The organism is Anaerophilus nitritigenes, from assembly GCF_004138215.1.
GTDB lineage: Bacteria > Bacillota > Clostridia > Peptostreptococcales > Thermotaleaceae > Anaerophilus > Anaerophilus nitritogenes.
The window spans coordinates 105,400-118,407 of sequence record NZ_RYYS01000064.1; the positions used below are offsets into that span (position 1 = coordinate 105,400).

General features: G+C 30.4%; 8 protein-coding genes. 7 read left to right on the forward strand and 1 reads right to left on the reverse strand.

The window, feature by feature from the left end:
* Positions 1 to 40: 40 nt before the first annotated feature.
* The 6 genes from kamA (at position 41) to EK368_RS10080 (ending at position 7,847) form a co-directional block, all read left to right on the forward strand.
* Positions 41 to 1,294, forward strand: coding sequence for a lysine 2,3-aminomutase (kamA, locus tag EK368_RS10055; protein ID WP_129599219.1), 1,254 nt, complete (start codon positions 41 to 43; stop codon positions 1,292 to 1,294).
* Positions 1,295 to 1,369: 75 nt separating this feature from the next.
* Positions 1,370 to 2,404: a lysine 5,6-aminomutase reactivase subunit KamB gene (gene kamB / locus EK368_RS10060; protein WP_129599222.1), complete on the forward strand. Its 1,035-nt coding sequence runs from the start codon at positions 1,370 to 1,372 to the stop codon at positions 2,402 to 2,404.
* A 2-nt stretch (positions 2,405 to 2,406) separates the two neighbouring features.
* Entirely contained in the window at positions 2,407 to 4,038 is a 1,632-nt protein-coding gene (kamC, locus tag EK368_RS10065) for a lysine 5,6-aminomutase reactivase ATPase KamC (RefSeq protein WP_129599224.1), read from the forward strand.
* Between the two features lie 73 nt (positions 4,039 to 4,111).
* Positions 4,112 to 5,668 (forward strand): lysine 5,6-aminomutase subunit alpha, encoded by a 1,557-nt coding sequence (gene kamD, locus EK368_RS10070; protein ID WP_129599226.1) that lies wholly within the window; start codon positions 4,112 to 4,114, stop codon positions 5,666 to 5,668.
* Positions 5,668 to 6,438, forward strand: coding sequence for a lysine 5,6-aminomutase subunit beta (gene kamE, locus EK368_RS10075; protein WP_129599229.1), 771 nt, complete (start codon positions 5,668 to 5,670; stop codon positions 6,436 to 6,438). The genes kamD and kamE overlap by 1 nt, the downstream gene beginning before the upstream one ends.
* 278 nt (positions 6,439 to 6,716) lie before the next feature.
* Positions 6,717 to 7,847, forward strand: a complete 1,131-nt coding sequence (locus tag EK368_RS10080) for an S-layer homology domain-containing protein (protein WP_129599231.1) — start codon at positions 6,717 to 6,719, stop codon at positions 7,845 to 7,847.
* Between the two features lie 25 nt (positions 7,848 to 7,872).
* Here EK368_RS10080 and EK368_RS10085 read toward each other — a convergent pair whose 3' ends face one another.
* Positions 7,873 to 8,790: a hypothetical protein gene (locus EK368_RS10085; protein ID WP_129599234.1), complete on the reverse strand. Its 918-nt coding sequence runs from the start codon at positions 8,788 to 8,790 to the stop codon at positions 7,873 to 7,875.
* Positions 8,791 to 9,185: 395 nt separating this feature from the next.
* Here EK368_RS10085 and EK368_RS10090 point away from each other — a divergent pair, with 395 nt between their 5' ends.
* Complete coding sequence (locus EK368_RS10090; protein WP_129599238.1) at positions 9,186 to 12,998, forward strand: hypothetical protein; 3,813 nt, start codon at positions 9,186 to 9,188, stop codon at positions 12,996 to 12,998.
* Positions 12,999 to 13,008 lie beyond the last annotated feature (10 nt).

Sequence of the window (13,008 nt, forward strand, 5' to 3'; positions counted from 1 at the left end):
ATTTTCTTTTAAAATATAATTATAGGGGGTTTTTTAAACAATGAGAAACTACAAAGAAATCGAACTATGGAAAGATGTTACAGATGAGCAATGGAATGACTGGAAATGGCAAGTAAAAAACAGAATTACAACATTAGAAGATCTTAAAAAAGTAGTAAACCTTACACAAGAAGAAGAAGAAGGAATTAGAAAATCATTAGAAATATTAAGAATGGGTATTACACCATATTATGCATCTTTAATGGATAAAGATGATCCACATTGTCCAGTAAGAATGCAAGCAGTACCTACAATGCTTGAAACTCATAAAGCTGATGCTGACATGGAAGATCCACTTCATGAAGATGGAGACTCTCCTGCACCAGGACTTACTCATAGATATCCAGATAGAGTACTTCTTTTAATTACTGACATGTGTTCAATGTATTGTCGTCATTGTACAAGAAGAAGATTTGCTGGAAGTAGTGACGATGCAATGCCATTAGCAAGAATTGACAAAGCTATTGAATATATTAAAAATACTCCACAAGTAAGAGACGTATTATTATCAGGAGGAGACGCTTTATTAGTAGATGATGAAACATTAGAATACATCATCAAAAAACTTAGAGCAATCCCACACGTTCAAATCGTAAGAATTGGATCAAGAACTCCTGTTGTAATGCCTCAAAGAATTACACCAGAACTTGTAAATATGCTTAAAAAATATCATCCAATTTGGTTAAACACTCACTTTAACCATACAAAAGAAATTACACCTACTGCTGAAAGAGGATTAGAATTACTTGCAAATGCTGGTGTTCCTCTAGGAAACCAATCTGTACTTTTAAGAGGAGTAAATGATTGTGTACATGTAATGAGAGAATTAATGCATAATCTTGTTAAAAACAGAGTAAGACCTTACTACATTTACCAATGTGACCTTTCAATGGGTATCGAACACTTCAGAACTCCTGTTTCTAAAGGTATCGAAATTATTGAAGGTTTAAGAGGACATACTTCAGGATATGCAGTACCAACATTTGTTGTTGACGCTCCTGGTGGTGGTGGAAAAACTCCAGTTATGCCACAATATGTAATTTCTCAATCACCAAATAAGGTAGTATTAAGAAACTTCGAAGGAGTTATTACAACTTATTCAGAGCCTTCTCCATATAAAGATACCTGTCATTGCCCAGTATGTAGTGGCGAAAAACAACACAAAATTACTGGTGTTGCTGGATTATTACAAGGAAATCAAGTTGCTCTTGAGCCAACTGATTTAGACAGAAAAAAAAGAACTCATCATGAGTAAAAATGATTCGGCAGATTATAGTTAGCAGCCTAGCTGCTAACTAACTGCTGTTCATAACTTTGAGGGGGAAAATTTATGCAGCTATTGGATTTAATACTGAATAAATACAAGGTCGTTTCAGTTGTAGGGATGTCAAAAAATGCAGGAAAAACAGTAACCCTAAATCAAATTATTGATGAAGCCATGGAAAAAAATATCAAAATAGGATTGACTTCTACAGGAAGAGACGGAGAAAATCAAGATCTTGTGACTCAAACAGAAAAACCTATGATTTATGTAGAGGAAGGAACTTTACTTGCAACAACAGAAGGGACTTTCAAATACACAGAAGCAAAGCTTGAAATCTTAGAAGTTACAGATTTTTCAACAGCTATGGGAAAAATTGTGATTGTTCAAGCCAAAACTTCAGGATATGTTCAGATTGCAGGACCAAATACAAACCGAGAAATCAAAATGGTATGTGATAAACTTCTAGCAAGAGGAGCAGATTTAATAGTAGTAGATGGAGCATTAGATCGAATTTCATCTGCTTCACCATCTATTACAGAGGCTACCATATTGGCAACAGGGGCAGTAATTAGTCGTGATATGAACAAAGTTATAGAAAAGACAATGCATCAAGTACAGTTATTTGCATTGCCACCAGTACAAGATCGAGATATTAAAATCATGGCACAAGAAATAATAGATCAAAAAGGTTATGCCATTATTGATGAAGATAAAAAAGTAACTTCTATTGACATACAAACAGCACTAAATAGTGGAGATATAATTGGAAGAGCTATTACAGATGAAACAAGATATGTAGTTATAGGAGGGTCTTTAGTAACCAATACTCTAAAAAAGATTGTTGAAACTACTAGAAAATACAAAAATGTAATTTTTATAGTAAGGGATGCAACAAAGATATTCATATCTTCAAAAGATTGGCTGTTTTTTAAAAAAGCAGGCGTTCAAGTACAAGTGATCGATAAAATGGATCCTTTAGCGGTGACAATTAACCCTTATGCTCCTCAAGGATATTATTATGAGCCAGAAGAATTTCTGGCAAATATGAAAAAGTTTTTAAATCCAATTCCTGTTTTTGATGTTGTGTTAGGTGGTGAGTAAAGATGTTTATTTCCGAACAAATATTTAAAAATTTAGAGCTTGACTATATTTTTAATAGAATTACTGTATATACTCCTTATGGAGATACTGCTAAAAAACAGATGATTCCTTATTTAAAAGAACAAAAGTCGGTACTTTTAGAAGAATATGAACGAATTGAAAAGGTAGTGAGTTTGATTCAAAAGCATAGATACACATTAGTAGATATGCGAAATATATTTAAACACATTAAAGATTTGAGAGGTTCTTTTAAAAGGATTGAAGAAGATGAGGTCTTAAGCACAGTAGAATTATTTGAAATCAAAAGCTTCTTATTTTTGCTTGAACAAATGGATGTAAATATTCAAAAGTTAAATTGGAACGTGCCACTAGATTTAAAGATTATGCCTATGCCCAGCCTAATGGATCTATTAGATCCAGAAAAAAATGGTGTCAATACTTTTTATATATATGATACCTATTCAGAAAAATTATTATCTTTAAGAAAACAAATTAAAGATATGGAAAGCCAAATACAACGTTCTAAAAAACAAGCAAGAGAAGATGTACAACAACAAATTAATATGAAAGTAAGACCAAATGGTGAAATATCTGTAAATAAGAGTGATCAAAAAGCAGTAAAGGCTTTGGAAAATTGTTCTCGCCTTGTATATAGTTCAGAAACTTACATGAATATTACTTTTAAAGTCAAACTTGAAGAAAATATAGATGAAATACTTAAAAAACTAGAAGAACTAAAATTAAAAGAAGAAGAAGAAGAATTTGTTATAAGAACAAGTTTGACTCAAGCTTTAAAAAAGGAAATTAAAGATCTTTATAAAAATATAAAAGCTATCGGATTATTAGATCTTTTAATTGCTAAGGGATACTTGGCAATAGGAATGGAAGCTGTAAAGCCTAAAATTTCAGATAAAGAATCCCTTACGATCATCGATGGAAGACATATAAAAGTCTCTGACACTCTTCGAAAACAGGGAAAGGAATTTACACCTATTTCTGTAAATTTAAAAAAAGGTGTTACCTGTATTACAGGTGCTAATATGGGAGGAAAAACCATATCCTTAAAACTTATAGGAGTTTTAAGTGCTATGGCCCAATTTGGATTATTTGTTCCTGCAAAAGAGATGACTTTTTCAATAAAGAATTATATATTTTTCTCTTTAGGAGATTTGCAGTCAACAGATATGGGACTGAGTACTTTTGGGGCAGAAATATTACAAATTAAAAATATTATTGAGAGAGCTTATGAAAGTGGACTCATTTTAATTGATGAGCTAGCAAGAGGAACAAATCCATCTGAAGGATATGCAATTTCTAAAGCACTAATCAATTTCTTAAAGGAGAAAGAGACGATTACAGTGATTACTTCTCATTTTGATGGATTAACATCTGATGATGATATTGATCATCTACAAGTAAAAGGTCTTAAAGGAGTAGATTATGAGGCATTAAAAGAAGAAATTGGAAAAACCTTAGAAGGTGGAATAGAAGTTGTTCATAAATATATGGATTATAGATTGATAGAAGTAAAAAACAAATATGAAGTACCAAGAGATGCTATTAATATTGCAAGACTTATGGGACTTCAAGAGCATCTATTAAAAGATGCAGAGAAATATCTACAACAATGTTAACGGTTAGCCGTTAGTATTTTGCAGATGCTAACTGCTAACGGCTAAATGCTAACTAAAAAAAGGAGGAAAAAGAATGCAAAGTAAGTTAAACCTAGACCAAAGCATTATTGATAGAGCAAGAAAATCTTCTGAAAAAATTGCAGCAGACACTCAAATTTTTATCGACAAACATACAACAGTAACAGTAGAGAGAGCTGTTGCTAGACTTTTAGGAATAGATGGTATTGATGAAATTGAAGTACCACTACCAAATGTTGTAGTAGACAACATTAAAGAAGGTGGTGGATTAGGAGCAGGAGCAGCTTACTGGATTGGTAATGCGATGATCCACACTAAAAAAGAGCCTCAAGAGATTGCTGAAATGGTTTCAAGAGGAGAACTTGATTTGACAAAAGTTCCTGTAGCAGATGATGAAAAAATCAAAGAAGCTGTTCAAGGAATTGCCGTAAAAATGGTTGAAAGAATTAGACAAAATAGAGCACAAAGAGATCATTTTTTAGCTACATTAGGAGAAGGTCCAAGACCATATCTATATGTAATTGTTGCGACTGGTAATATCTATGAAGACGTATTGCAAGCACAAGCTGCTGCAAAACAAGGAGCAGATATTATCGCAGTAATCAGAACAACAGGTCAAAGTTTACTTGACTATGTACCTTATGGACCAACTACTGAAGGTTTTGGTGGAACGTATGCAACACAAGAAAACTTCAGAATCATGAGAAAAGCATTAGATGAAGTTGGTCAAGAGGTTGGAAAATATATTAGATTATGTAACTACTGTTCAGGACTTTGTATGCCAGAGATTGCAGCTATGGGTGCAATGGAAAGATTAGACGTAATGCTAAATGATGCATTATACGGAATTTTATTTAGAGATATCAATATTCAAAGAACGTTAGTTGACCAATATTTCTCAAGAATTATCAATGGTTTTGCAGGAGTTATTATAAATACTGGAGAAGATAACTATCTAACAACTGCAGATGCTATAGAAGAAGCACATACAGTGCTTGCATCTCAATTTATCAATGAGCAATTTGCATTAGTAGCTGGACTTCCAGAAGAACAAATGGGACTTGGTCATGCATTTGAAATGGATCCACAAACTAAAAATGGTTTCTTATATGAATTATCACAAGCACAAATGGCAAGAGAAATATTCCCTAAAGCACCACTTAAATATATGCCACCAACAAAATTCATGACAGGAGATATCTACAAAGGTCATATTCAAGATGCACTATTTAATATGGTTGCAATCATGACAAACCAAAGTCTTCAATTATTAGGAATGCTTACAGAAGCAATCCATACTCCACTACTACAAGATAGAGCATTATCTATTGACAATGCTAAATATGTATTTAACAATGCTAGAGATATTTCCGGTGAAATAGAGTTTAAAAAAGATGGAATCATTCAAAAAAGAGCACAAGAAGTATTAGCTCATGCTGCTGATTTGTTAGAACAAATCGAAGAAGAAGGAATGTTTGAAACAATTGCACAAGGTAAATTTGCAGGAATCAGAAGAGCAATAGATGGAGGAAAAGGTCTTGAAGGAGTTACTACAAAAGATCCAAAACACTTCAACCCATTTGTTGAATTAATGTTAGGAGGTGCAAGATAATGTCAACAAATCAAATAGACTTAACTAAAATTAAACCATATGGAGACACAATGAATGACGGGATAGTACAATTATGCTTTACCCTTCCAGTTCCTTGTGGAGATGAAGCAAAAGAAGCTGCTAAACGTCTTGCAGCTAAAATGGGACTTGAAGAACCAGCTGTTTCTCATGCACAAGATCTTGGTGTAGGATATACAATGTTTGTAATGTATGGAAAATGCTCTCATACAATTGATTTTACAACTATTGAAGTACCAAAAGTAGAAGTAACATCTTTTGGTAAAGAAGGTGTAGAAGAATATATTGCAGAAAATATTAAAAGAAAAGTTGTTATTGTAGGAGCATGTACTGGTACAGATGCTCATACAGTAGGTATTGATGCTATTATGAACATGAAAGGTTACAATCACCACTATGGACTTGAAAGATATGAAGGTGTAGATGCATACAACTTAGGAAGCCAAGTGCCAAACGAAGAATTCATTGCAAAAGCAATTGAATTAAATGCAGACGTATTATTAGTATCTCAAGTAGTTACACAAAAAGATGTTCATATCCAAAACCTTACAAACCTAGTAGAACTTATTGAAGCAGAAGGAATTCGTGATAAAGTGGTATTGATTTGTGGAGGACCTAGAGTTAGCCATGAGCTTGCAACAGAATTAGGATATGATGCAGGTTTTGGTGCTGGATCTTATGCAGATGATGTTGGAACTTTTGCTGTAACTGAAATTGTTAAAAGAGGATTAGTAGATAGAGAAAAATTATAAGAATAAATATAAAAATACTTAAGGCATTTGCCTTAAGTATTTTTATATTTAGGTATGATTATAAAAATCCAATAGAATAGATAGCCTAAAAGTTTCATTTTGAGATTTCTATAATCTCATGAATCTCTAAAATCTAAAACTTTGAAAACTCGCCTTGTAGGGAACGATCCCAGTGTCGTTCTTGCTTTAGGATAATTATGTTTATAAAAATAATATATACTAAAAGAAAAGTAAGAATATGACGAAATAATAAATAGACAAATAGAAGAGGTGAAGAAATGAAAAAAACAAGACTATTGGTAGTGATGATGACTTTATTGAGTTTTACATTTTCTGCATATGCTTTTGACCTTACTTATGAAGGTGTAGAAAACTATACAAGTATGTATCAAAATAGTAACTTTACAGATGTAGGAAATCATTGGGCAAAAAAATCTATTTATAAGATGGGGATTTTAGAAGTAGTAAAAGGAACAAATAAATTTTATCCAAACGCCAAGATCTCAAGAGAAGAAGCGTTAATGTGGATGGTACGACTCTTAGGAGGAGAAGAAGAAGCTCAAACACTAGCACAAGGGAATATAAAAGATATAGATACTGGAAAATATCAATTTAATACAAAAAATGATACTTATATGGATGCTTATATTCAAGTTGCTCAAAATCTAGGGATTCTTACTGGAGATGAAATAAAAGCAATTGAAAAACTATCAGATGCTCAAAAGGAAAAAATAGATCAACATATTGAAACTAAAAGAGAGAAATATGAGGATGATGAAGATTTAAAACCTCAACAATTAAGAAATATAGAAAGAATAACAAAAGATCAAATGAAAAGAGCATATACTTGGAAAGTATCTGTAGATAAAGAACAATCTATTTTATGGGCAGCAAGAACTTTAGGGCTTAGTCCTGTCTATGAAAATCAACAAAGAGTTTATACAATGAAAGATTTTAAAAATATAAAAACTGAAAATATACCTATGATAGAGGCTGCCTTACAAGCAGGAATAATAAATGGTGATGGGGGACGGTTAAACCCTAAAGCTAATATTACAAGAGCTCAGTTATCAGCTGTATTAGATACAGCCTCTGAGACAATACTTAGAATGAAAGGATATAATGTAGAATATGGAGAGATACAAAAAATACAAAACTATGTGTCCTCTCAGCAAAATCCTAGATTTTTAAATTTAGTAGGAGTAGAAAATTCAGTAATTACTATTTTAAATGATGATGGTATCTATGGAGATATTTTGATACAAGGATCTAATATATCTAGTTTTCATAAGGGTTTCCCAGTGTATAAAAATGGAAAAGTCAATCCTCCTTCTGTGATTGGAATAGGAGATATGATTAAAATTTATAAAAACCCAGAAGGAAAAATATTTTATGTAGAGATAGAATAAAAAAAATCGCATTATGCGATTTTTTTTATTCTTCATATTTTACTTCAAAAGAATTATCTTTGTCTTTGAATTCGTATCTTCCAATACTATTTCCTTTGTCTTTGTCATGAACATAAACCATTACATTTATGTCAAAGGCATCATTAACTTCTTTACAAACATCTTTTATAAATTTTTCGAATTCTTTTTTATCTCTACTTCTCCAATCTCTATCATTTTTGTAAAAGTCTCCATACATTTTTACATCTATGGTATTACTATAATTTACAAGTTTATAATCAAATTTTAAGGTTCTTCCATCATTTTTATGACGATCGTAATGATCATTTAAAATCTTTTCTACATCATCTAGATCATTAGAAGAACTAGATGATCCTCCGTAAGTATAATCATCTTTTAATTTATTTCTATATTCATCATAACTATATTCTGCAATTCTATCTCTATCCTTATCATATACTGTAATTTCAATATCTTTTTCATATTTCCTGTTTACTTCTTTACAAATATCTTTTATAAAATCTTCGAAATTGGAGTTGCTTCTGCTTTTCCAGATACGATCATCCCGATCAAAATCGGCATAAATTTTTACTTGTATTTTACCACTAGAGAGTTGAGATACAGTAAAATCATCAAAATACATAGTTCGACCATTGTTTTTATGATTATCATATCGATCGTTTAAAATATCTTGTACGTCTTTAATGCTACTACTAGAATTGCTACTACTAGTAGATGTACTACGTTCATTTCTTAAAATTTCAAGTTCTATTTTCTTTTGACTAAGTTGAAATTTAAGATTTGTAATTTCAATATTTTTTTGATCTAGTTCATATTGAAGAGCACTTATATTTGCTGGACTATAAGATGTTGCATTTCCTATTATCGTTCCTGAAAACATTAGACTTAAAGTTAAGGAAAATACTAAAATTTTTCTTTTCATAATGAATACCTCCAAAATATTATATACTCATTTTATTGTATCACAATAAAGAGTGAAACCTCAACCGTGAAAAAAGGACTATATTATAGTTTTGTTTAATAAAAGATTTATAAAAAACATAAGCAAAATCTAATGAGTATTCCTAATTTTTATGAATTTCTATTTAAATTAACATTTAGCTTAAGAATAGTCCAAAAGAACTATATGAGGGTTGTAATAAAAAAGAAACAAACAATACAAGAAAAATTTGGTAGAATAAGAAGTAGGTAAAAAATAAAGAAAAGTCGAAATTTGTCCGATAATATAAGCAAAAGGGTATTTTTTATAGATTTTTTCAAAATTGAAACATATAAAATAAAGTTTATGTTATACGGACTTTAAAATGGAGGGATTACATGAGAGTTTTTCAAAAAATATTTAGTCTTACTTTAGCAATTATTTTATTAGTAAGTACTATTCCTATTCAAACAGGATTTGCACAAAATGATGATACAATAGATGTATCTATGAAAGTAAAGATTGATGAAAATGAGATTAATAAAGGAGAAAAAGGAGTAAATTATAATGTTAAATACATAGACTTATCATTTGATTCGAATCTAACTCTTAATAAGAGTCTCAACGAAATAGCTATTTTGGTGAATGGAGAGAAAGATGCAGATCATTTTAAGTTTGAATATTCAATACAAAATAATGAGATAAGAATCACTTTAAAAGATGGACCAGGAGATAATACGTATATGCATCCTTTAGAATTGAGAAGGCATACTTTGTATAATATTTCTATTCCTAAAGGTTTTTTTATAAATGCTCAAGGAAAAGAAAGTAAAGGTATAAATTTTCCGTTTGTAACAGAAGGAGATGAAAAGTCTATATATCCACAAGATATTATTAAAGAGACCAAACCTACTAAAAATCAAGTTGATTATCAAAATGGTACAATTACATTTTCTTTTGTAGATGATATTGAATTTTGTACAGAACTTTTCACTGAAGAAAATAGAGAAAACAATAAATCAGACTACATAACCATTCATACAACTTCTATGATGGATCCAAAAGTAGAGCTTTATGGAGAAGATATACCAGATTCAATAGACAATTATGAAGTATCTATAGAAGGGAATGAACTGATTCTAAAATCTAAAAGTGGAAAATTAAAAGATTTTGCAGAATACGAAGTGACTATTAAAACGAATACAGTTCTTTTAAAGAATACAAAGGAACTCGAAAATGGAAAAGAAATATATAATGATGAGCAAACACTTAAATTTAATACAGATGATTTAGTGAATTGGAGTAGTATATATCCACAAAATAATCAAGAAGATGTAGAAATCAATCCATTGATTCAAATACCTTTTAAATATTCTATAAAAGATATTGATAAGACAAAAATCACATTAAGCTCTGATGGAAATATTTTTGCTATTGATATGGACAAACATATATGGATTACACCTGATCAAAGAACATTGAAAATTGATATCAATAGTCTTTATAGAGATGGTAAGCATCCACTAAGAAAAAATACAGTATATAAGATTACAATCGATAAAGAAGCTCTTACATTCACAGATCATAAGTATAGTATAGATGATAGTGATAAATATAAAGAACAGATTTATTTATACTTTATTACAGGACAAAGAGAGGTTCCCAAAGATCCAGGATTAGATATTATAAAATATACTTCAGATATGCAAAATGATGATATTACATCTATAGGATCTACAAGGCTGAATAAAGATGGAAATATTTATATTCATTTTAATAGAAGTATACAGTGGAACGGTATATTAGATACAGAGGCAAAAGCTTATTTTAGGCTTTTAAAAATACCAAAAGCTGATTCAAATGAATATGATCCAGCAGGTAAGATTTATGATAAAAAGGTTATATATCCAAATACAGAGGAAGAAGAAGTTCCAGTTGATAAAGTAGAAATACTTAAAGATGCGAATGGAAAAAATCTAAATATTATTAAAATTACTCCAAGACATGAGCTAGTTCATTTAAATGGATATTATATAAAGCTAGATAATACAGATATTATCATTGATGATTATCAAAAAAAGTTAAGAGAAAATATCAATCAGAAAATATGGACTTGTCCAACAAATGATAAGAATCATCCAAAATGGCTTGTGGATTTTATCAAAGCAGAATCAATCAAGGAAGATAAAGATGCTCCTTATAAAAAATATACATTATTTGGAGTGCCACAATATAGTAAAGCTACACCTATTATTATTCATCTAGATAGAGAAATTATTGTAAATCCTCATCTGAAAGATCCTTTATCAGAGATTACACTTTATGAAGGAGATACAGATAAAATGGTATCTACAATAAAATTAAATATTGATCAGTATCATCTTGAATATTACTTTGAAGGAAATGCAAAAAAGACTAAATTTTATTTGTATCCAGATAAGACTTTGAGATCAGGAAGCTATTATCAGCTAGATATACCTAATAATACTTTTGTCACAAGAGGAAATGTTCCTACAGAAAAACTGCAATTAAATTTTGTCATAGAAGGAAATCAAACATTAGAAACAGGAATCTATAATCTTTTAATTTCTCCAAAAAAAGAGATTACAGTGCTAGATTTTGTTTATAAAGAAGTAGATGTAACAATTTTAGGATACAACTTTAATGAAGAGATGAAAAATATAAGCTTGATTAGAGAAAAAGATGGAAAAGAAATAAAAATACCTAAAGAACATATATTTTTTCAAGATGTAACGAAAATACTCATTAAGATCAATGGAATGTTAGCGCAAGAATTAGCAAAAGAAGAGAATGTAGGGATTTATGAAATTTGGATTAAAAATGAGAGTGATGACTTGATTTGCAAAGGAGGAACCTTTGAAGTTCAATCAAAAGGAAGACCCAAAAGGATAAGAGTATCTCCTGAGGGAGTAGAGGCTGCAGAAAACCCCATTCGTTATGATGAGTTTACATTCTATACAAAAAAGATCGGAGAAAAAACAGTTTATCACATGATTATAGTGTTTGAAGACATAGATCACAAAGTTTATCTAGCAAACACAGATCCATCTGTATGTAGGCTATCTATACCAGGAACAGATAAAAATTTTGTAGATGAAGAAGGAGTGATATTAGGAGAGAGAAAAGGAAATGAATTTTATGTATATATACCTCTTAAGGATAAAGTGAATTCTGGAGAAAAATATACAGCATTTATTGCGGAGAATATAGTAAAAAATAATACAAAAGATCAATTAGGTAATGAAGCCTATAGTTGGATTTTTTATACAAATTTTATTCCTATAGCAAAAGATGTGATAATAGGAAGTGTAGTAGAAGATTATAGTAAAAATGAAGAAATCCTTATAAAAGGAGATTTATTTTATGAGCATGGAATAAAAGTATATTTTAGGAATGTAGCTGGTGAGGAGATTGAAGCGGAATATGTAAGGATTAGAGAAGTTACAGATCCAAAGACAGGAAAAAAAGAGGTGATTGCTTATGTAGAATTACCACAGGGTAGAAATAAGCTTGAAGTTGGTATGTATGACATTGTAGTGAAAAATGATTCAAATCATAAAAATGAATTTGTATATGATGTGTTGAGTGTTGTCCGGGCTGGAGATCATAGGAAGATTCCTAATGAAGAATATAAATTGAAAGACAATGGAAAGTATGGAGAAGTAAGGGGTGATTTGAAAATAAGTAAAGATACTTTATTACTTTCTCCAAGTGACATTAATGCAAGAGAGGTTAATGTAAATTTAGATGAAGCCATGGGTATAGATACATATATTAGAAAAATTTGGTATGAGGGAGAGACAAGATACAAAATAGGCATGCTTAAAACAAAGTCAAAATGGGCAGATGTCACTCTTTATGGACTTACATTACAGCCGTATATAAATGATGACAAAATTGAAATGTCTTTGGGCAGAGTAGAGCCAATTGTTGCAAAAACTTTAAATCAAAAGCTAAGAGGAAAAGGAGTATTATCAGATTTTATACAAGTTTCAGGTAAAAACTTTAAGTTAGATAATATAAAATTATCTATTCCGTTTAAACATACTACAGCTAAAAATATTAAAGTGTTAAGATATGATGAATTAACAAGAAATTTTTATGAAGAATATGCAACCATCAATTTAGTAGATGGAAAAGTAGAATTGATGTGTCCTAGAGTTGGAATATTTGTAGTAGTAACAAATTAGAAAAAGATCA

Coding starts and splice junctions, on each gene's coding strand:
- kamA (WP_129599219.1), top strand. CDS start 41: ATGAGAAACTACAAAGAAATCGAACTATGGAAAGATGTTACAGATGAG.
- kamB (WP_129599222.1), top strand. CDS start 1,370: ATGCAGCTATTGGATTTAATACTGAATAAATACAAGGTCGTTTCAGTT.
- kamC (WP_129599224.1), top strand. CDS start 2,407: ATGTTTATTTCCGAACAAATATTTAAAAATTTAGAGCTTGACTATATT.
- kamD (WP_129599226.1), top strand. CDS start 4,112: ATGCAAAGTAAGTTAAACCTAGACCAAAGCATTATTGATAGAGCAAGA.
- kamE (WP_129599229.1), top strand. CDS start 5,668: ATGTCAACAAATCAAATAGACTTAACTAAAATTAAACCATATGGAGAC.
- EK368_RS10080 (WP_129599231.1), top strand. CDS start 6,717: ATGAAAAAAACAAGACTATTGGTAGTGATGATGACTTTATTGAGTTTT.
- EK368_RS10085 (WP_129599234.1), bottom strand. CDS start 8,790: ATGAAAAGAAAAATTTTAGTATTTTCCTTAACTTTAAGTCTAATGTTT.
- EK368_RS10090 (WP_129599238.1), top strand. CDS start 9,186: ATGAGAGTTTTTCAAAAAATATTTAGTCTTACTTTAGCAATTATTTTA.